The sequence below is a fragment of the Oceanidesulfovibrio marinus genome, assembly GCF_013085545.1.
GTDB classification, from domain to species: Bacteria; Desulfobacterota; Desulfovibrionia; order Desulfovibrionales; family Desulfovibrionaceae; genus Oceanidesulfovibrio; species Oceanidesulfovibrio marinus.
In genome coordinates, this window is record NZ_CP039543.1 from 2,541,843 (window position 1) to 2,566,119 (window position 24,277).

Below are 24,277 nucleotides of genomic sequence, written 5' to 3' on the forward strand. Positions count from 1 at the left end.
CCCTGCACAGCCTTCCGCCCGAATTTCCACATTCCACGCATACGTGCTGCACAGCGACGCGGCATGCTCTGTTCATGGCAGCCCGAGCGCAATGCCTGCGCGCCGGGCCTGCCCTCTTGAACAAGGAGTGTGCCCATGCGCCGCATCATCCCCATAGTCCTTATCTTCGTCGCCACCTCGGCTGCGTGGATCTACCTCAGCGCCACGGTCAGCCAGCGGACCACAACGCAAAGCATCAAGCTCCAGCGCGACGTCGGCCAGCTCTGGGGCGGACCCATCGTACAGCCTGCGCCCACGACGCATTACGTTGCCGCGGACGCATCCTCCTGGGGAATGCCCCAGGCCGGCAGCATCGACGCGAGCGACATCGCCGTAAAAATCGATCTGGAGCACCGCCGCAAGGGTCTGCTCTGGTACCCCACCTACCAGTCGTCCTTTTCCGGCACGTACAATGTCTCTCAACCAACCGGCGTCCGGCAGTACACGTTCGTCATGCCGCTGCCCAAAACAGACGCCGTGTTCGAGAACTTCAGCGTGCGTGTGGACGGCAAGCCACTGGATTCGTTCAGCATGAAGGACGGCTATGTGGAGTGCGCGCTCCCACCCAAGCCGGGCGCCGCCACCACGGTCCAGGTCTCCTACGATGTCCAGGGCATGGGCCAGTGGTGGTACTCCTTTGGCCAGAACGTGGAGAATGTCAGGAACTTCAAGCTGGTGATGGACTGCAACTTTGCGGACATCGACTTCCCGGACGCCGGCATCGCCCCCAAGGTCAAGACCCGGACCAAGGACGGCTGGCGCCTAGCCTGGAGCTACGGCAGCCTGTTCACCTCCGTGCGCATCGGCCTCGTCATGCCGCGCAAGCTCAACCCCGGCCCCTGGGTGGAGCAGGTCACCAAAGCCGCGCCCATCTCCCTGTTCCTGTTCTTCTTCATCCTGTTCATCATCACCACGCTACGGCGCATCGAACTCCACCCGATGAACTACTTCTTCATCGCCGCGGCCTTCTTCAGCTTCCATTTGCTGCTGGCCTACACGGCGGATCATCTCTCCATCCACATGGCGTTCCTGCTCTCGGCGGCCGTGTCCATCGCCCTGGCCATCAGCTACATGCGGCTCGTGGCCAACCTGCGCTTCGCCCTTGTGGAGGTCGGCGCCACCCAGTTCATCTACCTGGTGCTCTTCTCCTACACCTTCTTTTTCGAAGGGCTCACCGGCCTGGCCATCACGGTGCTCGGCATCATCACCCTGTTCATCGTCATGCAGCTCACCGGTCGGCTGGACTGGGCGCAGGCCCTGAACCCGGACGGCGGCGAAACACCGCGCAGCGACTCCTCCCACAACGGCCCGCCCCAGGACGGTCCATCCCCAACTAGCCCTGGCGCATCATCTTTGAACAAGGCAACGCCCGCGTACGGCACTGGCGCATGGCAGGACGAGGCCCGCTCCTACTATCCGGACGACGAGATTCTCTCGCTTGATTGAAGAAGCGAGGGCGGCCCATCATAACCTCCCAGCCTTGCCGGGGCAGTATCTCCCAACCGAACTCTACCCTTCCCATACTCCGCAACCTGTCCGATGCTTGGAGATTAGTGCTCCGGTCTGGCCGGGGCTATTCCGCACTCTACTGAGCAAAGGACAGACCATGCAGATCGATCTTACAGGTAAAACCGCTATCGTCACCGGCTCCACCGCCGGTATCGGGCTTGCTACCGCAACCGGCTTGGCACGGGCCGGAGCGCGCGTTATCGTCACCGGCCGAACGCAATCCGCCGTGGACAAGGCCTTGCAACAAATTCGCACGGAAGTACCAGCCGCCGATGCGGAAGGTTTCCCCGGCGACCTGGGCACGGCCGCCGGCTGCGACGCCCTGGTGCAGGCGCATCCCACGTGCGACATCCTCGTCAACAACCTGGGCGTCATCACACTGTTGGACTTCTTCGAAACGCCGGACAGTGAATGGGAGCGCATCTTCCAGATCAACATCATGACCGGCGTACGGCTCTCCCGCGCTTATGCGCAGAAGATGGCGGACAATGGCTGGGGCCGTATCGTCTTTCTCTCTTCGGAATCCGGCCTGAATATCCCGGCCGACACAATCCACTACGGCTTCACTAAAACCGCGGTCATGTCCATTGCCCGCGGCCTGGCCAAGCGCTTGGCCGGCACAGGCGTGACGGTGAACTCTGTTTTGCCCGGTCCCACCATGAGCAAAGGCCTGAGCGTCCTGATCGAAGAGCAACGCGCCGAGGGGCAAACCATGGAGGAGGCAGGCAAAAATTTCGTAATGCAAGAACGGCCCACATCCATCATCCAGCGGCTAGCCACAGTGGAGGAAGTGGCAAACATGATCGTCTACGCCTGTTCCAAGGAAGCTTCCGCCACCACGGGCGCGGCCCTTCGCGTGGACGGCGGCGTGGTGGACACCATCGCCTGAGGCGCATTCCATCCTCTATTGGGATGAGGCATCCAGACCTGCCGGGCGCTTGTATCCATGCTGCGCGTCCCTTAACGGCCAGGCTATTGTTCCGACCCAGGCAGATTGCCCGGCGCAAACGGCCAGGGGGAGATGAGCGGAGTTTTCCCGAACTCTACCCTTCCCATACTCCGCATCCTGGCCGATGCTTGGAGGTTGGTGCTCCGGCCACGGAGCCATCTTTTTAACGTACCGAGCAAAGGACAGACCATGCAGATCGATCTTACAGGTAAAACCGCTATCGTCACCGGCTCCACCGCCGGTATCGGGCTTGCTACCGCAACCGGCCTGGCGCGGGCCGGTGCCCGCGTTATCGTCAACGGCCGCACCCAATCCGCCGTGGACGAGGCCTTGCAGCAGATTCGCGCCGATGTTCCGGGAGCCGACGCAGACGGCTTTGCCGGCGACCTGGGCACGGCGTCCGGCTGCGACGCCATGGTGCAGGCGCATCCCGCGTGCGACATCCTCGTCAACAACCTGGGCATCTACCAGCTGCAGGACTTCTTCGAGACGCCGGACAGTGAGTGGGAGCGCTTCTTCCAGATCAACGTCATGTCCGGAGTGCGCCTTGCCCGCGCGTACGGCCAGGGCATGGTGAACAAAGGCTGGGGCCGCATCGTCTTCCTGGCCTCGGAGTCCGCCCTGAACATCCCGGCCGACATGATCCACTACGGCTTCACCAAGACAGGGTACATGGCCATCGCGCGCGGCCTGGCCAAGCGTCTGGCCGGCACAGGCGTCACGGTGAACTCCGTCCTGCCCGGCCCAACGCTGAGCAAGGGCGTGCGCGCCATGCTCGAAGACCAGAGATCCGAGGGACAAACCATCGAGGAGGCGGGCATGGAGTTCGTGAAAAACGCACGGCCCTCGTCCATCATCCAGCGGCCGGCCTCCGTGGAGGAGGTGGCGAACATGATCGTCTACGCATGCTCGCCCCAGGCATCCGCCACCACCGGAGCCGCATTGCGCGTGGAAGGTGGCATAGTGGACACCATTGCCTGACGAGCCTCCGCGCAGCCAGCAACCTCTTGCCCCCGGCGCCGTGGCGTGAACGCGGTGGCCGGGGCTTTCTTTGGGGAAGAGCCTGCGCTTGGCGCCACGCGGATGCCATATCGTTTTTCTGCCGGCCTTCCTGCCGTATGGCAGAGCGCTTTCCCAACGTTGACGGGCCATTGCCTCTGCCGCACTTCCACCGCGAAGCGAATAATGATACACGGAGCTTGACCTCTAGCGGATCAATGGGCGTCCACGCCGGCAAGGCCGGACACTGTGTCTATCGGGAACTGCCGCACATCGGGAGAACGTGCATGCAACGAGCCGTCATCGTCCTGCCCACTTACAACGAGGCGGAGAACGTCGCCGTGCTGCTGCCGCGGATATTCGCCCGGCAGGAGGAGATACCCAGCCACGAGCTGCACGTGTTGGTGGTGGACGACAGCTCACCCGACGGCACGGCCGACGTAGTCCGCGCGATGATGGCCGACAACCCCCACATCCATCTCATCAGCGGCAGGAAAAAAGGGCTGGGCGAGGCGTACAAGCGCGGCTTCAGGCATGCGCTGGACACGCTGGACCCCGACCTCATCCTGGAGATGGACGCCGACCTGCAGCACGACCCGGCCATGCTGCCCGTGTTCATCGACCTCGCCAGGCACGGCTTCTCCCTGGTCATCGGCTCGCGCTTCGCCCTGGGCGGCAGCACCCCCAACTTTTCCCTGCGCCGCCGCGCCATCAGCCTGCTGGGCAACTGGATGCTGCGCTTCATGGGCGGCCTGCCTCCCATCCGCGACTGCACCTCCGGCTTTCGCTGCATCAAGGCAGACCTCATCCGCAAGTGCGACCTCTCGTTCCTCTCCACCAAGGGCTACTCGTTCCAGTCCTCGCTGCTGTTCGAGCTCATCCGCAACCAGGCGCGCGTCATCGAGGTGCCTATCGTCTTTCCAGACCGCATCTCGGGCAAGTCCAAGCTGAGCTTTGCCGACCAGAGCGAGTTCCTGCTCAATATCTTCAAGATCCGCTTCCGCAAGTCCGAGGAGTTCCTCACCTTCTCCGCGGTTGGGGCCAGCGGCGTGGTGGTCAATCTGGGCATCTACACCCTGCTGACCCGGAGCGTGGGTGCGCCTCTGGAGATTGCCTCGCCCGTGGCCATCGAGCTCTCCATTATCTGGAACTTCCTGCTGAACAACGTGCTCACCTTTCGCAAACGCGCCTCCGAGGCGAGCTTTCGGACGCGGTTCATCCGCTTCCACGTGGTGGCCGGCATAGCCGGCGTGGTAAACTACGCTATCCTGCTGCTGCTTGCGCGCGGCCTGGGCCTGTGGGACATCGGCTCCAACCTCGTGGGCATCGGCTTCGGCGTGCTGGTCAACTACTTCCTGAACTCCCGCTGGACATGGCGGGAGTCGTGCATCCCATCCTGCGGCGACCGTGCCGGGCAGCTCCCACCCCAATCCCCATGACATCCCTGCGCACACTGCACTTCTCTGGCAATCGCCATTGGACCAGCCCGGCATGAGCACACGGTCCTGGATCTCGCTCGGCTTTGCCGTGCTCGTGGCCTTTGCCGTGCGCTACGCCGCCATCGACGCCAGGCCCCTCTGGCTGGACGAAGCGTACAGCAACTGGTTCGCCAGCCTCTCCCTACATGACCTGTGGATCGAGATGCCCTCCTACGAGACGCATCCGCCGCTCTACTATACGGTGCTGCATTTCTGGAAAGGGCTCTTCGGCAGCAGCGAGCCGGCGCTGCGCATGCTCTCGCTGCTGTGCAGCGTGGCCACTGTGCCGGTGGTCTTCGCCCTGGGCTGGATTTGCGCACCGCGGGGAAGGCAGGGCGGCGCGGCCCTGGTAGCCGCCGTGCTCTTCGCCCTGTGGCCCATCCAGGTGCATCACGCCGTGGATGCGCGGCCCTACGCCATGATGACCCTGGCCATGGCCCTGTACTGCGCCGCGGCCGTGGCCCTCGCACGGGAGCCGTCTTCTGTGGATTCCCCACGCGGCAGGCGCGCCGCCTGGCTGGTCTTTATCCTCTCGGGCGCCGTCGCCCTGTGGCTGCACAACACATCCGTCATCTCCATCGGGCTGGTGGGCGTCGCCCTGGCCGTAGTGCTCATGCTGCTGGAGCGATCCCGGGTCCCCCTGTGGAAGGTGGCTGCGGCCGGCGTGGTCATGATTGTTTTCTGGCTGCCGTACCTGCCGTGGTTCATCGTGCAGAGCGAAGCCGTGACCGCCAACTTCTGGATCAAGCCTCTCTCGATACGCCACGTCGTGGCCACATTCTTCAGCGTATTTTCGGCGGATGGCCTGCCGGATATCACACTGCCGTGGTTCGGTCCGGGCGATTACCTCAAGCTCGCCGTCGGCATTCCCCTCGTCGCCCTGGCCGTGTGCGGAGCCCTGCGCATCAAGCGCGAGGGGCGCTGGCCCGCGACCGTGATGCTGCTGACTGCGGCCTTCGCGCCGTTCGCCGCCGTGGTGGTCATCAGCTTGCTGATCCGGCCAATCATGCTGCCCAGAATCCTGATGGCCGCGTCCGTGCCCTTCTGCGTCCTGGTGACGCTGGGCCTGGTCGGCATGGAGAACCGCACTTGGCGGGCCCTCCTCCTGGGAGCCATATGCGGCGTGTTCTTCGCCGCTGTGACCAACGCCTTCTACCTGGGGGACCGCGGCAAGGAGCCCTGGGACGCCGTGGCCGCACGGGTCTCGGCAGAGAGCCTGCCCGGCGACGCCATCTGGCTCTACGTGAACCACAACGAGCTCCCCTTCGACTACTACTTCGATCATCCGGAGCGGACGCGCGCCCTGCCGCAATCGTATCCCGCGCCCGGCCTGCCCAACGAGTACCCCCTGGGCATTCTCGGCGTCCCGGTGCTCTCGGCCAAGGACCTCGCGAGACTCGACCGCGAGCTGAGCTCTCTCCGGCGGGTATGGCTGATCACCCGCGCCGGCAGGACCGAGCCGCATCAGAAGATCCTCCAGCAGCTCATCACCCGCCACATGCGCGTGCGCAAAATCTGGCGCTACGGCATCATCACCGTACAGCTCTTCTCCAGGGACGCCGGCCCGGACCTGCGCACCCGTGCGGATGATCCGGCCCTGGCCCTGTCCGCGTACTGAGGGATTCCAATCGTCTGGGTGATCCTGCCGCAGCCGGCCCCTTGGGCCACCTCCACGCCGGGCTGTGCCTGCTGGGTGCAGTGTGCTTCACGTTTCGGGGGCGAGGGGGATCACCACCCAAACTAAATATTGGTCTATTTATTTACGATTAATCAATTACCGTTGCATTGTTTTACCACATGCTCCTATATTGTTCTCCAAAAAAGGAGGCCAATATGCCTAGGTACTATGTTAACAAGAACCCCCAGACCAACGGGGACCATGAAGTTCACAAGGACGGCTGCAGCTACATGCCGCAACCGGGAAACCTTCAATACCTAGGATCATTTACCGACTGCCACGGCGCGCTAGCGGAAGCAAAAAAGTATTATTCCCAAGTAGATGGCTGTTATTATTGTTGCCCCTCTTGCCATCGATCATAAAAAACCATTTCTCGCGTATTCGCCTGCCGACACAAATAGAAAACCCCGACCGTATCCTCTTTCGGATCCCGGCCGGGGCTTAATGCACGAGGCGTATCAAACAGCAGCTACATGATGATGTAGCGCTGGATGCCTTCCTGAATCTGCGTGGCGGCGGCCTGGTCGCCCGCTTCCGTCACCTTCACAGACACGGTGGTCATGCCGGGAGCGGTTTCCGCAAACTTCATCATCACAGGCTGGCCGTTCAGAGTGCCGGCGATCTCGGGAGCAGGATCCCACGTCACGTCGTCGTTGAAAGCCACTTGCTCGCTGTACGCGCCGTGCATGGAAGCGACGTACGCCTGCTGCATGGGCACGTTGTACTCGTACGAGAGCCATCCATCGCTGTAGTCATAGTCCATGCCGGACGATTTCATGCCGGCGCAGCCGAACAGCAGCACCATGGATACAAGGGCGCAAAATACGGTAAGACGGTTGGTGACGGCCATGTGAGAGTCCTCCTCGTCTGATAGTGTTCCGATGAGCTCCACGCCTGCCTAGCCTCCGAAAAGTGGGAAAGACACCCGGTAGCACGATTTACAATATCGTATGCGGCGCAATGTTGCATGCGCACACCACCGCCAGGGCGCACTCCGGTTCGTACTTTACAAAGCTTCTTTGTAAGTACCCAAAAATACCCGCCCCCGCAACCGCAGCACGCCGTTTTCAGGCTTTGGCAGTGCATTCGGAATTGTTCAAGCAAGCCGCTGCAACATGGATTCATTCCCGCGTTGCAATAGTCCTTCAGCATTTCACATATGATTCTGGGAGATTGAAACCGTTATCCAAGTCGGGACAGCAGTGCGAACACTGTCCAGGCCGTGCCAGCAGCTATCAGCACCGCGGCCAGCGCCACGGCCGGTTTACCGGCCTTGCGCCTCACGGCCACGCGCGTTCCAGCCCGTTTGTCCCACGGCGGCGCCTTGTACGGCGGCATGAGCGCACTGCACCAGTAGAACATGGCAAGTTTCGTGAGCACAGGAATCCCAAGCAGCAGGCCCCGCACCAGCAGCCAGAACGTGCGCCCCAGGGATTTACCCAGGCCGGGGTAGGCGCCCTCTTCCCCATCCACCACGCGCAGCCCCAGCAGCAGCTTGCCGGGCGTGGCGCCGATCGTGGATACAAGAAGGCTCTCCCCCAGCCCCCAGATGACCAGCGGGACAATGACCAGAACAAGCCAGTGCGTGCCGAGGATCGCCTGCGCCAGGTCCATGCGGCCGATTATCCCCAAGACAAAGCCGAACAGTGCAAAAAAAGCAAAGGTGAACAGGAGATAGACAAAAAGCATGTCCACACCGCGCGCCAGAATGCGTGGCCAGCCCACGGCCGTGGGCAATATTTCCGCTTCTTCCGCCGCCACACTCCCAAACCCGAACTCTTCTACTGTGGTCGCTCCTTCCGTTTCGCTCACAGCCCCTCCCGTGTCGCAGATTCACGCCGATCATGCGCCCTCGGAGAGGAACGTAACGGGATACGCTATTTGGATCAACTATCCGATTATACCATTCGCAATTCTGAATATACCTTGATAGTTCCTATTCAGGAACCGCTCACTCCCCGGCTGTTCCATTCTTCACTCCCTCGCCCGCCTTCCACTCGTGCCCGCACTGGCGGCAGTGGTAGCGCGGCGTGTGGAACAGAAAAGGAATCCCCAGAAGCAGCCACGATCCCAGGATCACGTAGGCCGGAAGGCGGCTGGAACGGGTATCCTCGCTGCCGCACTTCGGGCAACGCCGGCGGGCTGTCCGGGTGACGCCAGCCTCGGTCAGCGCTGCCTCGGCGCGTTCCTTCTCAGCCGCACGGACCTGCACTTTCACGCCGCCGACAGCGCCCGCATAGAGCCAGTTCGCGTGGGCGAGATTCTCGTCCGCGATAAACGCCTCGATGCCGGCGGCCTCAAGCGCCGCCTGCGCAAGCCGCGATTCCCACGACTGCGTGCTGGCGAACACCGTGACCAGTGCATCCGGTTCCACAGGCCCTACCCGTTTTTCCCGTTCATGAAGCCGAGTTCGTACTGACATCTGGCCATGGCGGCCTCCTCTCGTGGACGAATTTATTGAATCTTTTCATCGCCTCACGCTCCACAGGACATACCAAAACAAACCGTTTCGCGCGAGTGTTCGGGACGGCTTGGTCGAGGGGCTCCACCATGCTCTTTCAGAGGGGCTCCGCCCCTCACACTCCCCGCCAGGGAGCAATGCTCCCTGGACCCTAAGTTAGGGGTCCGGGGACCAGTGGTCCCCGGCAGGGGGCGCGGGGGACAGCGTCCACCGCGAAACGCCTGAGGACAACGCCTTACACGCCTAATATATCGAAAAAATTAGCCCGCGCGGTGCGTTCAACGTACTCCAGCCGGGCAAAAGCCTGGCGGAAGTCGGTCTGCCCAAGGGTGAACACGCCGTGTCCCAGGGCCACGGCGGCGCCGGCCTGGACCAGGGCGGGCGGCAGGGTGCGCGAGAGTCCGGTGGGGCCGGTGCCTACCTCGCCAGGGACTACGGGCGCACCGCCAATATCGCGTTTCACGCGGCAGGCCACGTGGCAACGGTCGGCCTCCGGGCAGGTGGCGCGCTCATCGCAAAAAAGGGAGAGAATGACGGCGAACCGCGGGTGCCCATGCAGCAGGGTTTGCGCCCCGCTCGCCTCGATGGCCGCGGTATGGGCCGTGCATTCGCTGGAGGCGGTGAGCCCGGCGCAGGTGGAGCCGTCCAGAGGCACGGGGTCGATGAGGCCAGGAAGCTCGTCCAGGGGCGCACCGGTCTGGCTGATAAAGAGCGTGTTGCCGAGGCGGCAGGAAATATTGCCGAAAAAAGAGTCCACGAGACGGCGCTCCACCAGGGCCTTGCCGGCCTGATCCATGGCGCGGCGTACGGTCTCCTCGTCGGTGAACGGCCCAGCCATGAGCTCCGGCGGCGCAGCCTCCATGGGCGGCAGCGCGGCCACGGCCGCATCAAAGGAGCGGCGGAAAGCATCGTCCATGCCGCCGTCGCGCGTCAGCTCCAGAGCGCGGCCGAAGAAAGCGACGAAGCAGGCAAAGGCGATGGAGCTGACCGTGACAAAACACTGCTCCGGGCTCACCGAGCCCACGGCGGCCAGGGCCGGGCCGCGCTCCGGATCGTGCAGGATAACGCCCTTGCGCTGGCCCAGGGCGGCAGCAAGCTGCGCCGTGTCCCCGGCCGGGACCACCGGGATGTCGTGCAGGAAGGTCCGCGTCTCGCTGTCACGCGGCGAGATGCTTGCCGTGCCGGTACGTAGCGCCTCGGCCGCAAGATAGCCCACGGCATGGGCATAGCTCCCGGCAGGGCGACACCACGCCAGGGAGTTGATGGCCAGAAAATCGAAGAGCGGCGCAAGCTCCGGAATGTGCTCGGACTCGCGGCTCCAGGCCAGCGCGGCGTCCAGCCCACCCACCAGCGGCGCGCCCTCGCCCGTTGCCGGGGCCAGACCCGAGGCCGAAATCTTGCCGGCGTACTTGTCCACGAGCGTCTTCATTACTTGTCCACAAAATTGTACGGCATTCGTCTAAAAAACTAGACCAGGGGAGTGGATGTGGAACATTCCAGACCCAACGCCGCAGCGCGATCCGGTATAGGGTTCCCACGCCCATCCAGTCCGCGCACGGCATAGTACGCCGACCGGGCTTCCAGAAATGCTTCCCGATCAATGGCCGGCATGGGTTGTGTCTCGGTTTCGCTGCCCGGCTCGATGAAAAACCGCTCCGGCAGGTCGTCCTGCTCCGGGCCGCAGCTCGCCTCCAGCAGCATGCACCGCTCCTGGTAGACGACGCGCTCGCCCACGCGCAAGAGCTCGCCTTGCCCCCACGGCTCGCCGGACACGGCGGCCAGCGCTGCGGCGTATTCCTCCAGCCCGGCGGTGAGGAACATGTACGTGCACACGCCCAGGCAATCCGCCGCGGCTATGGCGTCCTCGGCGAGCTTGACCATCCGCGCCTTGCCCGCAAAGCTGAAGCGGTCCGTGGCCACGGGCTTGCGCAGAATCTCATGGCTGATGGTGTTGGCGCGCAGGTGGCAGCCGCCGCGCGTGGCAACGGCCGAGCCCAGCGCCAAACCATACGCGCCGCGCGGATCATAGGCCGGCAGCTCCAGCCCCTTCACGGTCATGGCCGCCTCCGGCTGGCCCATGGCCTCGGCGCATCGGTATGCGCCGAGCCGCAGCAGCTCGCCCTCGCCCCGGCCGGTAACGATATCGTCGAGCAGCACAACCATCTCACCCGGCGCAAAGTCGCGGCCGGCAATCTCCCGTCGCGTCGCCAGCGTGACGGCGGCCGAGACAGGATCGAGCCCCAGTGCGACGCAGCGCCGGTTGGCGCGAGCGGCTTCGTCCGGGTCATGATTGCCCACCAGGGCGGTGAAATGCGATAGGGACTCGAACTCCGGCAGGGCCCAGTCCGTCTCGCCGTCCAGGGGCGTGGCGGCGATCTGGAGACACTCGACCGGGCAGCCCTCGCACCCGGCCGAATGCGAAGCATACCGCTTCTTCAGCGCCGGGGCCGAGAGGCCCTCCCCGCGATCAAACCACGTGCGCCTGAAGTTGTCCGTGGGCGTCATCCGCCGGCTGTGCGTGAGGTCGAAAAGCGCGGCCGTGCCGTAGTTGGAAAAGCCGAACTGGCCGCGCAGCACCGGGGATGCAGCCGTGAGCCGGAGAATCGCCTCGCGCGCCTTGAGCAGCGCCTCCTCGTCCGCCACTGGCACGGTGCCCGTGCCGCGAACAGTGAGCCATTTGAGATTTTTCGCGCCCATGACGGCGCCCAGACCGCCGCGCCCGGCCATATGGTGGCGGTCCACACCAATGCTCGCAAAGGCAGCGCCCTGCTCCCCGGCCGACCCAACGGCGGCGAAGGCCGGGTGCTCCGCGGGATTCTCGCCGAGCACCGCAATATACGTCTCACCAATGGTGCTGCCGGCCAGGTGGCGCGCATCCTCGAACACCGCATTCCCGTCCTCCAGACGCAGGCCCACCAGGCCATCGGCCGCGCCGCGGATCACGATGCCGTCAAAACCGGCGCGCTTGACGGATGCAGCAAGGCTGCCGCCTGCCGCGCTGTCCAAAAAAGTAGACGTGAGGGGCGACTTGGAGGCGATAATGGCGCGGCCAGACGCCGGAGCCATTGTCCCGGCCAACGGACCGGTCAGAATGACGAGGGGAAGATCGGGATCATCCCAGGGGCAGGACAGATGCGGCCGCAGCAATGCACCGGCCAGTCCACGGCCGCCAAGGAAATTACGGTACAGCGCGTCAGACGGTTCCTCGACCCGCGCCGTGCGGGAACCGAGATCCACATGGAGCAGCCGCCCGAGCGCACCGCCCCGCATCAGCGTTCCTCGTCGGATCGGTACGTCCGGCCAATGGCCTTGATGTCGATAACAGGCGTGCCGTCCAGCGCTTCCAGCCGATCTACGGTTATGGAGGGCTCGGGACCGTCATCCACGGCCAGCAGCCGCACGCGATGCAGCCCGATGGGGTTGGGCCGGTCCGGGGAGCGCGTAGCGAACACACCGCGCTTTTCGCGGGTTTTGTCACCGCGCGGATGGACCTGCAGGTAAGAGCGATCCGACTGGTGCAGCCATGTGAGCAGGACCGCCTCCTTGCCGGGCTCCATGCCCAGCAAGGCTTCCCGGTAGGCTGGATCAATGCGCACCACGGCCTGCGGCGCGCCTTCGTCCTCCATTTTGGGGGCGTCGGCCCGGGATTTCACGGACGACTCGACGCGTCCGATGATACGAAGCGACATATCCATGTACGTTTACCTCGCTGATTTGGGCGGCGTGGGCAGCGCGCCGCGACGGCGCAACATTTTGTACACCGCCACGACAAGGGCAGTCTTGATCACATCGCCCGGCAGGAAGGGCAACACGCCCACCGTTCCGACCTTGGCCCAGCCGATATGCATGACAAACTTCAGCACTATCACGCCGAGCACGTAGGCGGGAACCAGGGACAACAGGAGAATGCCGATGCCCCGCACCCAGGAGAGATCCTCGCCCCGGCCGCGGGTTGCCAGACCGGCAATGGCCGCCTGGCCGATGAAACCAATCAGGTAGCCGCCCGTGGGACCCAGCAGCCGCGCGAACCCCGAGGCCCCGCCAGCGAATACTGGCAGCCCCAGACACCCGGCCAAAAGGTAGAGCAGCATGCTTGCGGCCCCGCCGGCCGGTCCGAGCACCAACCCGGCGAGCATGATGAAGAACGGCTGCATGGAAAAGGGCACCGGCCCCAACGGAAAATGAAGAAAAGCCCCCAGGGCAATGGTGGCGGCCATGAGCGCGGTCCAGACTTGGCGCTCCAAAGAAGGTATGGAGCTCACGCCGCCTCCACCGTCACCTTTTCGGGTTCCAGCCCCATTGCGGTGAGGTCTTCGGCGTCCTCTGCGGCCGGGGCGCCGGCCCGCGTCAGGTAGTCGCCCACCATCACGCCGCTGGCTCCGGCTGCGTAGAGTCTCCGGCGGTCCGCGCCGGGGAAGATGGCGTGCCTGCCGCCGGCAATGCGCAGGTGGGCCTTGGGCAGCACAAAGCGGAAGAGCGCGACGATGCGCAGGGCCTCTTCCTGCGACAGCATGGGCTGGTTCTCCAGCGGCGTGCCGGGCACCGGCATGAGGAAGTTGATCGGCACGGAGTCCACGTCCAGGGCGCGCAGCGTGAGCGCGAGCTCCAGCCTGTCCTCCCAGCGTTCGCCCAAACCGAAGATGCCGCCGCTGCAGACGTACACGCCGGACTGCTTGGCCGTGCGCACCGCGGCTATGTCGTCCTCGTAGTCATGCGTGGTGCAGATGGAGGGGAAGAAGTTCGGTCCTGTCTCCAGGTTGTGGTGCACGCCGGTCGCGCCGGCAGCCTTGAGCTCGCGGATCTTGCGCGCATCCAGGCAGCCCACGGAGACATCCACGGAAAGGCCGGTCTCCCGCGCCGCGCGGACGGCGGCGACCAGTGCGTCCAGTTCTTTGGACTCCGGCGAGAAGCCGCTGGCCACAATGCCGAACCGCGAAGCGCCGGATTCGGCGGCCTGTTTCGCCTGCTCGGCGATGGCGCCAGGCTCCACGACGTCGAACTCGGGCGCGCCGGTATCATAATACATGGACTGGGCGCAGAACGAACAATCCTCGGAGCAGCAGCCACTCTTGGCCGAGGCGATGGCGCAAAGTCCGATGCGGCGGCCAAAGGCCCGCTCGCGCAGGCGCATGGCGTATCCGAAAAACTCGTGCAATCTTTCCGGGTCCGGGTCCATCAGGATACGGAACTCGGTGTCTGTGTAGTACTGCGACGCGATTGCTTTTCTGAATATGGTTTCGTACGGCACGGTTTCTGATCTCTATTGTTTTTCCAGCGAGCGCGCACGCCGTCTCGCTCCCAAACATTGCCCGATCCCACAGATGGAGCGCGCCAGGGTTTCGGGGAATTACCTACCAAAGTGGTCGAATCCAGTCCTGGTAAAATGCTTGCCATTCACGGTCAAGCCTTTGCCGGGTACGACCTCGCCAATGGGCCGCAGGCCTTCCACCTCCTGCTCCAGCCGCGTGATTGTGGACGGGCTGGCCGCGCCGAGCAAGGCGTAGTCCTCGCCGCCCACAACGGCGAACTCCACGGGGTCCTCACCCGTCTCCTGCGCGTGGCGGCGTATCTCCTCGTGCAGGGAGTCGCTCGGGATATCCAGCGCCGCGCCGTGCTCGAACCCCAGCAGCCGGGGCAGGTCCCGCGCGATGCCGTCGGAGAGATCCATAAGCCCGGTGACGCCGCCGGATTCCCCGGCGATGCGCCCCAGAACGAGGCCGGCCGCCAGCTTGGGCTGCGGCGTGCAGTGCGCGGCCACGGCCGCAGGAAAATCCGCTTCGGCGTCGCGGCCTTCGGCCTCCATACACATGAGGCCGGTGCGTGCCAGGCCGTACTCGCCCACCGTAAAAATGATATCGCCGGGGGAAACAGGCCCTCGCGTAAGGATGGCGCTGCCCTGTTCCGGAACGCCCCAGGCCGTGATCGCCATGCCCAGGTTGGGTCCGGCGCTCAGGTCGCCACCGGCCAGCACCGCGCCGGCGTCATTGGCCAGTTTGGCCATGGCCGCAAAGAACTCGTCCCAGAACGCGGCGTCCAGCCTGTCGTCGCCGGGCACGATGAGATTGAGCAGAAATCCGGTCGGCTTGACGCCCATGCCCGCAAGATCGCTCAAGTTCACGGCCAGGCCCTTGTGCCCGATCTCGCCGGGCGTGAAGTAGCGGGTGCGAAAGTGGACGTCTTCGAGAAAAAGATCGGTGGTGAAGCAGCTCTTGCCGGGCAGGTTCAGCACGGCGCAGTCGTCGCCGCGGCCCAGCTCCAGGCTTGGGTGCTCGCGGTCGAAAAACGTGTCCAGGTAGTGGAAGAAATCGTCCTCGGTCTCGCAGGCGCCTGGGGCGCGGCCTTTTCTTCGGCGTAGGTTGCTATCGCTGGAATCGGACATTGTTGTCGAGCGCGTAGCTCCGGGTTACAGGGGCAGGCCGAGGCCGGAGGCGATGTCGCGCACAATGTTCAGGTCGGGCAGCAGCGCGCCGGCAATGCCGTTGATGATCAGGATGCCGCCAGCCCACAGCGTTCCGCGGAAAAAAGCCGGCACGGCCTGGGTGAGAATCTCGATGACGCCGGTCACGGGATCGGTGTCCAGCAGGCTCTCGTGCTCGCGCAGGTCGAAGATCGTCAGCAGCTTTTCTATAACAGAGGCCACCAGGGCGGCCACGCCGATGAATATGCCCCAGGTGATCCAGTTTTCCGTGCCCACGGGCTGCGTCGTGTCGAAATAGCGAATGATGAGCGTGTACAAGCTGAAATAGACTGCCGAGTAGATGAAGCCCAAAACGACGTATATCAGTGTAATGACGACAGACATTCCGCTCTCTCCCGTTTATACATGCCCGGAAACCGATGGAATCTAGCCCACGGCCACGGCGATGGCAAGCGCCCGCCTGCGGACCGGACCGGCGCATAACCTGCTAATAATATCCGTCATCTTCTCCGGCAAAGAACCGAGCAGACCATCATCGGATGTGGCGATGCATCGGTCCCGCCTACGCAACCCGCCGAGGCGCCCTGCATTCCTGGCGATTATCCGACTACACACAGAGAAGCACGGCTCTCAAGCAAGCCGCACCATCTATCTCACAATCGCCAAAGCACTCTGCGTTACAGCATCCAAACAGGCCATGCTCGAATAGATTGCATGCATTGCATCCCATTTGCGTCCCTTCTTACGTTCTCATACCCACAAAAGGGCAATGCAATGCAATCGGGCGCACATGCTCCTGGAGTGATCCATCACGTGTTTTCCAGCTCCAGGTACTGCGCCAGAATGACCTTGAGGCCGAAGCCAGGGAAGTTGACCCGGTACTTGTCCGGCGGGATCACAGCCACGATCTTGCCGCGGCCAAAGACCTTGTGGTTGCAGAAGCCCATTTTGCTGGGGTCCGGCGCCGGAGCCGGGGCCGGTTTCGGCGACGAGGAAGAAGAGCGACTGCCGGCGGATGGCGCACCAGACGGCGGCGTCAATGCGGACGGCGGGCGGCGGTACTCCGGCGCGCCCTTGGCCATGGAAAGCCCGCCCGTGTAGTTCTCCTGCCACTCCTCGTAGAACTCGCCGGCAATTTCCCGCACAAACGGCGAGGCCGTGGCCGGCTCGGTGATCTCCTTGCCGCGTCGGTACACGGCCTTGGGCACGAACAGCGCCAGATACTGCCGGGCACGCGTGCAGGCCACGTACAGCAAGCGCCGCTCCTCCTCGAACTCCTCCACGCGGTTCATGGCGTGGCGCGAGGGGAAGCGGTCCTCGATGAGGTCGATGATGCAGACCGCATTCCACTCCAGCCCTTTTGACGAGTGGATGGTGGAGAGGGTGACCACGTCCTCGCGCTCGGACCCGCGGGGCTCCGGGTTCTCCAGGCTCAGGTCGGCCAGGAAAAGGTCGAGCTCCGAGTACCCGGCGGCTATCTGCAACAGCTCCTCCAGCCCGGCCTCGCGGCGGGGATAGTCGTCGGGGTAGCGCTCCTCCAACTGCGGCGTGTAGAACTCCACGATGCGTTCGAGCAGCGTGCCGGGCGACATCTCGCGGGAGCGCAGCTCGTCCAGAAAGCCCAGCAGCGCATCCAGATCCGGCCGCTTTTTGCGCCAGGAATCCACGAAGTCGCGATCACCGGAGAGCAGCGAGGTCACGAGCTTTTGCGAAGTCTTGGGCCCCACGCCCTTGATGGGCGCGAGTACACGGTGCCACGACGGGGTGTCCGAGGGGTTGCGCAGGATGCGCACGAAGCTGAGCACGTCCTTGATATGCGCGGCTTCCGTGTACTTGAGCCCGCCGAACTTGGCGAAGCGGATGCCCAGTTTATTGAGCTCCACCTCCAGGTGGTATGACTGGTAGCCGGCGCGAAAGAGCACGGCCACCTCGCCCGGGGAGTGCTCTTTCATCAGCTCCACTACCTTGCCGGCCACGAGCCGCGCCTGGGACAGGTCGGAAAGCGGCCGCACGATCTGCGGCACCGCGCCGCCGGAGTCCTCTGTCCAGAGCTTTTTCTCGTACAGGATCGAGGACTGGGCGAGAATCTGGTTGGTAAAACTGAGGATGGGCTGGGTGGAGCGGTAGTTGCGCTCCAGCCGGATGGTCTTGGTACCCGGAAAAACCTGCGGAAAGCTGAGGATGTTCTGCACGTTGGCGCCGCGGAAGGAGTAGATGGACTGCGCGTCGTCGCCCACGGCCATCACATTGCCGTGCTTGCCGGCAATGAGCTCCACCAACCGCGCCTGGACCAGGTTCGTGTCCTGGTACTCATCCACCATCACGTGCTTGAATCTGTCTCGAATATTGGACAGCAGCGCCTCGTCCGATCGCAGCAGCGTCTCCAGGGCGAAGAGCAGATCATCGTAATCCAACATCCCGCACTGCTTCTTTTTCTTCTCATACTCGACAGACATCGTCTCGATCTCGTCAACGTACGGCAGGAGGTGGAACGATTCGTTGGAGACGATGTCCCGGAGCTGCTGCTCCTTGTTGCGGGACTTGCTCACGTTGTCCAGAATTGTAGACGCCTTGGGGAAGGAACGGTCGCCCTTGCCAAAACCGAGCTCGCCCTTGGCCTCGCGGATGAGCGACTCGGCGTCCGAGCGGTCGATGACCGTGAGACGCTCCGGCCAGCCCGGCGGCGTGTACCGTCGCAGCATGCCATAGGCAAAGGCATGGAAGGTACCGCCCTGCACACGGCCCAGGCCGCGGCCTTCGCCGAGCAGGTCCGAGGCGCGCTGGAGCATCTCCTGGCTGGCCTTGCGAGTGAAGGTGAGCAACAGGATGGAGGACGGGTCCACACCCTCCTCCACCAGATGCGCCAGGCGGTAGACAATGGTGCGCGTCTTGCCGGAGCCGGCGCCGGCGATGACCAGCACAGGGCCTTCGGTGGCGTACACGGCCTCCAGCTGGCTGGGATTGAGCGATGAGCTATAATCTCTAGGCATTGCGTATGGTTGAGCTATAGGATTGGAGAGATGGCGTCGTGGGTTGCGCTGCCGGCGTCGTCTGCGGCGTCCGCCGGGATGGACCACCAGGCCAGCACCTCCCGGCCCACGTCGCGCACCCGCTGCGGGGTTGCGCCGTGGCTATCGTAAAAAAAGGCGCCGTGCGCCGTGTGCATGCCGGTGCGGCCCAGGCGGGAAAATATCCGCGGCCTGTCGAACTTGGCCTTCAGGTCCACGCCCACGCGCGGCAGGCAGACCAGGTCCGGGGCGCGCTCCGCCGCCGGTCCCTGGTACAGCTCCGCGCCGCGGTACACCCGTTCCATGACCGGCTCGCCGCGCCAGGTCAAGTGCTCCAGCGCAGCGCTTATCTCCGCGGCCAGGCTATCCGCCTCGGCGTCGCGAACCCTGCCGCGGGCAAAGCGGCTGGCGCGGTGGATGTAGATGCGGCCGGGATCCAGGGCAAAGGCCCTGGTCTCGGGCAGGATGGCAGTTGCGTCCAGCTCGTGGCCGGGCGCGGCCTGGCCCGTAACCAGCCAGCCCTGCTCGCGCAGCCAGCTGTTGAGGTCGCACTCCACGTCCAGCGTGGCGAAACCGTGGTCGGCCAGCACCAGGAGCCGCTTGGGCTCGGACAGCGCATCATACCGCTGCAGAAACAGGCCGATGGCCCGGTCCCACTCGCGCAGCAGCTCGATGCACGCGGCGTGCAGCGGGTGGTCGGGCTCCTCCACGGCCGGGTGGAGGAAGTGGAAGAGCCGATCCGTCTCCGTGAGCACGAAGACGAAAAGATCCCAGTCCAGCCCGCTCCACAATCGCTCCAGCAGACGCGTGCGGCAGGCCAGGGTGGCGCGCAGCCCGGCCAGCAGATACTCGGGATCGTCGGCGCCGCGCGTGGTGTCGGCCTCGATCACGTAGCCCTCGTCCGCCAGGATGGGGACCAGCGACGGCGGGTATACGGCGCGTTCCAAATCCGGCGATACGAAGCCGGACACCAGCGTGCCGTGTATAGGCCGCACCGGCCACATGTGCGGCAGGTTGATGACCCGCGAGACCAGCCCGCGGGCGCCGAGGCGGTCGAAGATGGTGGGCGCGTCCACCTGACTCGCGTCGCCGATGGAAATCTCGTAGCTCGAAGCGTCGATGCGGGTGAAGCCGTACACGCCATGGGTCCCGGGACCGGCGGCCGTGGCGAAGGAGGTCCAGTTCACCGGCGAGAGCTCGGGCAGCTCGGCGTCCATGGCCCGCGCCTCGCTCGTGAGTCGGGCGATATTGTCGAAGCCGGGCAGCGCAGAAAGATGCTGCGCCATGCCCAAGGCCAGGCCGTCCAGGCCAAGGACCGCGCACCGCGGCCGCCCGCAGCCCCTGGAGCCGGGCGATATAATGTTCGTCGCGTTCATCTGTGTCCGCATGGGTATCAGGAGTGGGGCCCGGACGGAAGGGGCAGGTCCGGAGTACAGCCGCGGGGACCAGGGACACGCAGGCGCGCATCCACCGCGCATCACATCGCGAAAAGGCCTGATGGCAATAGACCCGGCCCCCGCGTTGACGCTCTCACCGCACGCTTGTATAGAATTTATGTAGATATCGGGTGAAATCCGGCAACCCTTCACCAGCGTGGTTTTTCATCATGGCCAGAAATGATTGCCGTGTCTATGTGGCGCTCCAGTACAGCCAGGAAATCTCCTATCACGAGCTGCACGAGGTGGAGCAGGAGCTCATCGTCGTCCTGCAGGACACGCTTATTGCCTGCGGCGCCGTGCATCTCGATTTCTGGGGATACGGCGACTCGCTTCAGTTCGACTTTTCCATGGAGCGTTTCGAAAAAGAGGCCCTGAAGGAGATGGCTCAGGAAATAGCCGGCCTGCTGCCTGCCGACGTCTCAGGCCGCCTGGTTGGCGTGGACAAGGCGTTGCGCCGCCTGGGCGTCTTCAACCTTACACCTGGCGAGGCCCGCGGCTCCATCCTGAACATCGCCGACATCCCGCTGGACGGTCTCTTCCCCCCACGCTCACCCCACGCACGCCCCAACTGATCCCCTCCCGCACGACTGCTCCCTAGACGCTATATCGCCCAGACGGACATGAGCCCGGAGCCCACTGCACCGGCCACGAGGCCCTCACTCACGAACTGACACTTCATGCCATTCTGTTTAGTGTCGTAGCATCCTATTTTTACGCGATTTTTTCTTTTTGTCGTTTACTGCGGAAACGTGAGGCAGTGACCCACCACACCTCGTTGACCTACTCTTTGCAACGAACGTAATACAATAAAACAGCGCAACCAGTACGCCCTTCCATCAGGGCGTTTCGCGCAGGCTCGTTCCCCAGGGCAAAAAAGGAGCAACAACCGGGATCACCTATGGATATCGAGAAAGAACGCCGACTTACCCTAGACAAATTTAAGGCGCTGCACAAAAAGGACTACCTCCCCGCAGCAATGCTCGACCTTCTTGAGAAGGTCGCAAATCTGCAGCTGGATGCCCGCGAGACAGTTCAGGTGCCAAAGCCCCACGAGGCCGAGCTGGCCGAGCCGGTTCGCCGTAGCCAGGGCGCACCGATTCTGCCGCGCGAGATGTTCCGGGTGGACAAGGAGAACGCCGGCGCGCTGTTCGAGGAGCTGCTGGAGCTGGCCTGCGCAGCCGAAGGACCTCTGGGCGAAGCCGCCGCTGTAATCCGCCAGGCCGTGGACGACGGCGCACTGGCCCCGCTGGACGCCATCGAAGCGTATCTGGCGCAGGACATCGAATTTTTCGCCGAGTGGGAGCCCAAGCTGGGCGATGCGCCGCGCACCCTCTCCTTTCTGGCCCAGGCGGCCACCACGCCCAGCGCCATCGCGCTCGGCGAGGTTCTGTCCGAACATCTGGACAGCTCGCGCACGTGGCTGCACGGCCACTGCCCGGTGTGCGGCAGCCTGCCTCTGGTGGCGGAGCTTCGCGACCGCGCTGGCCACAAGCACTGCACATGCTCCTTCTGCCGCACCGACTACCGGGTGCCGCGGCTGGGCTGCCTGTTCTGCGGCGAGACCGACCACAAGCAGCTCACCTTCCTGACCACCAAAGAGGAGCCGGGCTTCCGGCTGGACCTCTGCCACTCGTGCAAGACCTACCTGAAGACCCTGGACTTCCGCGAGCTCGACCGGCGGGCGTTGCCCCTGGTGGACGATCTGGACTCCATGGCCCTGGACATCCTTGCCGCCAAGGACCAATGGCGGCGCGCAACATTCTCGGGCTGGGGGTTCTAGATGGCGCAGCCGCAACACGCCGGACCGGTGAACACGCAGGACGCGCCACGCGGCCTGCGCACCAACACCTACCGTCAATATAAGGATGGGGAGTGGCGGACTATCGATGACGTCACCAGCCCTGAAGTGCAGGTGGAGCTGGTCTGGCCCGGCGCGCCGGTCCGCACGCTGTGGGCATACCCGCGGGATCTTTCGCGGCTGGCCCTGGGCCACGCCTTCCTGGAGCTTTGCGCCCCTGGCGAGATCCCCGCCATCGAACGCGAGGAGGAGCGCCGATTCACCCTGGCGCCTTCCTCCAGCGCCAAAGGGCAATCCGGCAACGGCACCGACATCCCCCAAAAATACCCGCTCACAATCCGGCACCTGCACGGCGACGAAATGGTCAGTCGGATGCAGGAGTTCATGGGCAGCGAGGGTCGTTGGAACTGGACCGGCTGTTTCCATCGCGCCGGCCTTTTCAACATCACGGACGGCACCTTCCTGGACATCGAGGAAGACATCGGCCGCCACAACTGCATTGACCGGCTAGCCGGCTGGTGCGTGCAGAACGGGCTCAACTGCCCGGCGCGCAAGTCCCTGGCGCTCTTCGTCTCGGCGCGTGTCACCGGCTCTCTGGCGGCCAAGATCGCCCGCGCCGGCTTCGGCTGCGTGGTCAGCCGCTCCGCCGTGACCGAGGCCGCAATCGCCACGGCGCGGTCCACGCCGTTCTCCCTGGCCGGGTTTGCCCGCGACAACCGCGTCACCATCTTCACGGACCCCAACAGCCGCTTCGAGCAGAGCACGCCATGATGCACGATTCGAGCACGCCGACGAAAAGCCCGGGCCTGACAGGCCTGGTGCTTGCCGGCGGACGCAGCCGGCGACTGGGGCGGGACAAGGTGGTCCTGCCGGTTTCCGGCCGCTGCATGCTCGAACACATGGTGGACCTTTTAGGGCCCGTATGCGACCGTGTCTGGGTTTCCGGACGGGACGCCGGGAGCGTAGGGCTGGGGGCGCCGCTGCACCTGGAGTGGGTGCCGGACGAGGTGACGGGCAAAGGGCCCCTTGCCGGAATCCTCACGGGCCTGCGCAAGGCGCGCGGTCCGGTGCTGGCCGTGGCCTGCGATCTCCCCCTGCTCGACCTCGCGACCCTGGAAAAACTTGTGGCCGCATGGCGAAACAAACCTGACAATCTGGTGATGACGACTTATCTGCAACAGGAGACCGGATTCATCGAGTCCCTGGTGGCCATATACGATCCGGCCGCCGAACCGCTCCTGGCCAATGCTCTGGAGCGTGGTCGGTGCAAGATATCCGCCGCCATACCTGAGCATCTGCGCTGTCACATCCCGTACTCGCTGAACGATTCGCAGGTCTTCTTCAACGTCAACTACCCGTCGGACCTCGCAGTGCTCCGGCGGCTCGGCCTCGTGGAAGAAACAGAACCATGACTACATCGCACCATCCCCGCGCCCTCACGGACAGTCACGGCAGGACCGTGAACTACATCCGCCTTTCCATCACCGACCGTTGCAACCTGCGCTGCTTCTACTGCCGCGCCGGAAAAGACACGCCCTTCATGTCTCACGACGAGATCCTGCGCTACGAAGAGCTGCTGGAGCTGATCGGCATTGCCGAGGAGATGGGCGTGCGCAAGGTACGCCTCACCGGGGGCGAGCCCCTGGTGCGCCGCGATTTCATGGACTTTTTCGAACGCGCCGTGACCGCGTATCCCAAGATGGATTTCCGGATGACCACCAACGGCGTGCTGCTCGCGCCGATCGCCCCGCGGCTCAAGGAGCTCGGCCTGCGCGCCGTGAACATCTCCCTGGACACGCTCGATCCCGGCCGTTTCAAGGAGATCACCGGCCTGGACGCATTCGGCGCCGTGTGGGAGGGCATTCAAGCGTGCATGGACGCCGGCATCCAGGTCAAGCTGAACGCTGTGGCCATGCGCGGCGTCAACGAGGCGGACCTGCCCGGATTCATCGAGCTGGCGCGCAACAACCCCGTGCACGTGCGCTTCATCGAGTTCATGCCCGTGGGCGGCGGCACCACCTGGGAGACGGACCGCTTCTGGTCGTCGGAGGACGTACTGAAAGAGGCAGGCAAGTACGCCGAACTCATCCCCATGCCCGGCCCGCCCAGAAACAGCAACTTTGACGAAGAGGCCGGCAACAGCCGCCCCTCCAAGCCGTACACCAGCGGCCCGGCGCGCATGTACCGCATCGAAGGCGGCCAGGGCGCCCTTGGCGTCATCTCCGCGCTGACCAACCACTTCTGCGACGCCTGCAACCGGCTGCGGATATCCTCGGACGGCCGTCTGCGCACCTGCCTGTTTTCGGACAAGGAGTACAAGCTGCGCCCTGCCCTGCGCCATCCCAAGCTCGGACGGGAGTCGGTGAAGAAGATCATCACCCAGTGCGGAGCCATCAAGCCTATCGGCCACGAGATCCTGAAACAGCTCACCAGGGAGCGCCGCGCCGTGTGCGACAAGAGGATGTCATCCATCGGCGGGTGACAACTATGACAGCGTTGAC

The 24,277-nt window shown here is 64.2% G+C and carries 22 protein-coding genes; 10 read left to right on the forward strand and 12 right to left on the reverse strand.

What is annotated here, in order from left to right; genetic code table 11:
* Positions 1-135 precede the first annotated feature (135 nt).
* From E8L03_RS11270 to E8L03_RS11290, 5 genes are all read left to right on the forward strand, one after another.
* A complete protein-coding gene (locus tag E8L03_RS11270) occupies positions 136-1,485 on the forward strand; it encodes an inner membrane CreD family protein (protein ID WP_171267405.1) in 1,350 nt (449 codons plus the stop codon).
* Positions 1,486-1,645: 160 nt separating this feature from the next.
* Positions 1,646-2,437 (forward strand): SDR family NAD(P)-dependent oxidoreductase, encoded by a 792-nt coding sequence (locus tag E8L03_RS11275; protein ID WP_171267406.1) that lies wholly within the window; start codon positions 1,646-1,648, stop codon positions 2,435-2,437.
* 249 nt (positions 2,438-2,686) lie between these two features.
* Positions 2,687-3,478, forward strand: coding sequence for an SDR family NAD(P)-dependent oxidoreductase (locus tag E8L03_RS11280; protein WP_144305365.1), 792 nt, complete (start codon positions 2,687-2,689; stop codon positions 3,476-3,478).
* A 305-nt stretch (positions 3,479-3,783) separates the two neighbouring features.
* On the forward strand, positions 3,784-4,935 hold the full coding sequence (locus tag E8L03_RS11285; RefSeq protein WP_171267407.1) for a GtrA family protein: 1,152 nt from the start codon (positions 3,784-3,786) through the stop codon (positions 4,933-4,935).
* A 52-nt stretch (positions 4,936-4,987) separates the two neighbouring features.
* Positions 4,988-6,592, forward strand: a complete 1,605-nt coding sequence (locus tag E8L03_RS11290) for a glycosyltransferase family 39 protein (protein ID WP_171267408.1) — start codon at positions 4,988-4,990, stop codon at positions 6,590-6,592.
* A gap of 529 nt (positions 6,593-7,121) precedes the next feature.
* Here E8L03_RS11290 and E8L03_RS11295 read toward each other — a convergent pair.
* The 12 genes from E8L03_RS11295 to E8L03_RS11350 form a co-directional block, all read right to left on the reverse strand.
* Entirely contained in the window at positions 7,122-7,502 is a 381-nt protein-coding gene (locus tag E8L03_RS11295; RefSeq protein WP_144305369.1) for a DUF3568 family protein, read from the reverse strand.
* Between the two features lie 332 nt (positions 7,503-7,834).
* A complete protein-coding gene (locus E8L03_RS11300; protein ID WP_144305370.1) occupies positions 7,835-8,464 on the reverse strand; it encodes an RDD family protein in 630 nt (209 codons plus the stop codon).
* Between the two features lie 139 nt (positions 8,465-8,603).
* A complete protein-coding gene (locus tag E8L03_RS11305) occupies positions 8,604-9,026 on the reverse strand; it encodes a putative signal transducing protein (protein ID WP_167512451.1) in 423 nt (140 codons plus the stop codon).
* Between the two features lie 322 nt (positions 9,027-9,348).
* On the reverse strand, positions 9,349-10,542 hold the full coding sequence (locus tag E8L03_RS11310) for a class II aldolase/adducin family protein (RefSeq protein WP_171267410.1): 1,194 nt from the start codon (positions 10,540-10,542) through the stop codon (positions 9,349-9,351).
* 38 nt (positions 10,543-10,580) lie between these two features.
* Positions 10,581-12,383 (reverse strand): aldehyde ferredoxin oxidoreductase family protein, encoded by a 1,803-nt coding sequence (locus E8L03_RS11315; RefSeq protein WP_171267411.1) that lies wholly within the window; start codon positions 12,381-12,383, stop codon positions 10,581-10,583.
* Complete coding sequence (tsaA, locus tag E8L03_RS11320; protein ID WP_144305374.1) at positions 12,383-12,808, reverse strand: tRNA (N6-threonylcarbamoyladenosine(37)-N6)-methyltransferase TrmO; 426 nt, start codon at positions 12,806-12,808, stop codon at positions 12,383-12,385. The genes E8L03_RS11315 and tsaA overlap by 1 nt, the downstream gene beginning before the upstream one ends.
* A 6-nt stretch (positions 12,809-12,814) precedes the next feature.
* On the reverse strand, positions 12,815-13,375 hold the full coding sequence (locus E8L03_RS11325) for a biotin transporter BioY (RefSeq protein ID WP_235896588.1): 561 nt from the start codon (positions 13,373-13,375) through the stop codon (positions 12,815-12,817).
* Positions 13,372-14,361: a biotin synthase BioB gene (gene bioB, locus E8L03_RS11330; RefSeq protein WP_244963515.1), complete on the reverse strand. Its 990-nt coding sequence runs from the start codon at positions 14,359-14,361 to the stop codon at positions 13,372-13,374. The genes E8L03_RS11325 and bioB overlap by 4 nt, the downstream gene beginning before the upstream one ends.
* A gap of 99 nt (positions 14,362-14,460) precedes the next feature.
* Positions 14,461-15,492 carry a thiamine-phosphate kinase gene (thiL, locus tag E8L03_RS11335; protein ID WP_171267412.1) on the reverse strand — a complete coding sequence of 344 codons (1,032 nt, stop codon included), beginning with the start codon at positions 15,490-15,492 and terminating at the stop codon, positions 14,461-14,463.
* A gap of 24 nt (positions 15,493-15,516) precedes the next feature.
* The gene (locus E8L03_RS11340) at positions 15,517-15,915 is read right to left on the reverse strand and encodes a hypothetical protein (RefSeq protein WP_144305376.1); all 399 of its coding nucleotides are present in this window, start codon (positions 15,913-15,915) and stop codon (positions 15,517-15,519) included.
* A gap of 425 nt (positions 15,916-16,340) precedes the next feature.
* Positions 16,341-18,521: an ATP-dependent helicase gene (locus tag E8L03_RS11345; protein WP_144305377.1), complete on the reverse strand. Its 2,181-nt coding sequence runs from the start codon at positions 18,519-18,521 to the stop codon at positions 16,341-16,343.
* A gap of 14 nt (positions 18,522-18,535) precedes the next feature.
* Positions 18,536-19,915, reverse strand: coding sequence for an alkaline phosphatase family protein (locus tag E8L03_RS11350; RefSeq protein ID WP_144305378.1), 1,380 nt, complete (start codon positions 19,913-19,915; stop codon positions 18,536-18,538).
* A gap of 230 nt (positions 19,916-20,145) precedes the next feature.
* Between E8L03_RS11350 and E8L03_RS11355 the strand changes: the two genes are divergently transcribed.
* The 5 genes from E8L03_RS11355 to moaA all read left to right on the forward strand — a co-directional run bounded on the left by E8L03_RS11355 (position 20,146) and on the right by moaA (position 24,258).
* Complete coding sequence (locus E8L03_RS11355; RefSeq protein ID WP_171267413.1) at positions 20,146-20,550, forward strand: hypothetical protein; 405 nt, start codon at positions 20,146-20,148, stop codon at positions 20,548-20,550.
* Between the two features lie 404 nt (positions 20,551-20,954).
* Positions 20,955-21,758 (forward strand): formate dehydrogenase accessory protein FdhE, encoded by an 804-nt coding sequence (locus tag E8L03_RS11360; RefSeq protein WP_171267414.1) that lies wholly within the window; start codon positions 20,955-20,957, stop codon positions 21,756-21,758.
* Positions 21,759-22,547, forward strand: coding sequence for a formate dehydrogenase accessory sulfurtransferase FdhD (locus E8L03_RS11365; protein WP_171267415.1), 789 nt, complete (start codon positions 21,759-21,761; stop codon positions 22,545-22,547).
* On the forward strand, positions 22,544-23,188 hold the full coding sequence (gene mobA / locus E8L03_RS11370; protein ID WP_244963516.1) for a molybdenum cofactor guanylyltransferase: 645 nt from the start codon (positions 22,544-22,546) through the stop codon (positions 23,186-23,188). Before E8L03_RS11365 ends, mobA begins: the two co-directional genes overlap by 4 nt.
* Positions 23,185-24,258, forward strand: a complete 1,074-nt coding sequence (gene moaA, locus E8L03_RS11375) for a GTP 3',8-cyclase MoaA (protein ID WP_171267416.1) — start codon at positions 23,185-23,187, stop codon at positions 24,256-24,258. Before mobA ends, moaA begins: the two co-directional genes overlap by 4 nt.
* The last annotated feature ends 19 nt before the right edge of the window (positions 24,259-24,277 follow it).

Excerpts from the sequence above, each read along its gene's own strand:
- E8L03_RS11360 (WP_171267414.1), top strand. The coding sequence starts at position 20,955 with ATGCTCGACCTTCTTGAGAAGGTCGCAAATCTGCAGCTGGATGCCCGC.
- tsaA (WP_144305374.1), bottom strand. The coding sequence starts at position 12,808 with ATGGATATGTCGCTTCGTATCATCGGACGCGTCGAGTCGTCCGTGAAA.
- E8L03_RS11285 (WP_171267407.1), top strand. The coding sequence starts at position 3,784 with ATGCAACGAGCCGTCATCGTCCTGCCCACTTACAACGAGGCGGAGAAC.
- E8L03_RS11270 (WP_171267405.1), top strand. The coding sequence starts at position 136 with ATGCGCCGCATCATCCCCATAGTCCTTATCTTCGTCGCCACCTCGGCT.
- moaA (WP_171267416.1), top strand. The coding sequence starts at position 23,185 with ATGACTACATCGCACCATCCCCGCGCCCTCACGGACAGTCACGGCAGG.
- E8L03_RS11350 (WP_144305378.1), bottom strand. The coding sequence starts at position 19,915 with ATGAACGCGACGAACATTATATCGCCCGGCTCCAGGGGCTGCGGGCGG.
- E8L03_RS11280 (WP_144305365.1), top strand. The coding sequence starts at position 2,687 with ATGCAGATCGATCTTACAGGTAAAACCGCTATCGTCACCGGCTCCACC.
- E8L03_RS11310 (WP_171267410.1), bottom strand. The coding sequence starts at position 10,542 with ATGAAGACGCTCGTGGACAAGTACGCCGGCAAGATTTCGGCCTCGGGT.
- thiL (WP_171267412.1), bottom strand. The coding sequence starts at position 15,492 with ATGTCCGATTCCAGCGATAGCAACCTACGCCGAAGAAAAGGCCGCGCC.
- E8L03_RS11290 (WP_171267408.1), top strand. The coding sequence starts at position 4,988 with ATGAGCACACGGTCCTGGATCTCGCTCGGCTTTGCCGTGCTCGTGGCC.
- E8L03_RS11275 (WP_171267406.1), top strand. The coding sequence starts at position 1,646 with ATGCAGATCGATCTTACAGGTAAAACCGCTATCGTCACCGGCTCCACC.
- E8L03_RS11315 (WP_171267411.1), bottom strand. The coding sequence starts at position 12,383 with ATGCGGGGCGGTGCGCTCGGGCGGCTGCTCCATGTGGATCTCGGTTCC.
- E8L03_RS11355 (WP_171267413.1), top strand. The coding sequence starts at position 20,146 with ATGGCCAGAAATGATTGCCGTGTCTATGTGGCGCTCCAGTACAGCCAG.
- E8L03_RS11295 (WP_144305369.1), bottom strand. The coding sequence starts at position 7,502 with ATGGCCGTCACCAACCGTCTTACCGTATTTTGCGCCCTTGTATCCATG.
- mobA (WP_244963516.1), top strand. The coding sequence starts at position 22,544 with ATGATGCACGATTCGAGCACGCCGACGAAAAGCCCGGGCCTGACAGGC.
- E8L03_RS11365 (WP_171267415.1), top strand. The coding sequence starts at position 21,759 with ATGGCGCAGCCGCAACACGCCGGACCGGTGAACACGCAGGACGCGCCA.
- E8L03_RS11345 (WP_144305377.1), bottom strand. The coding sequence starts at position 18,521 with ATGCCTAGAGATTATAGCTCATCGCTCAATCCCAGCCAGCTGGAGGCC.
- E8L03_RS11340 (WP_144305376.1), bottom strand. The coding sequence starts at position 15,915 with ATGTCTGTCGTCATTACACTGATATACGTCGTTTTGGGCTTCATCTAC.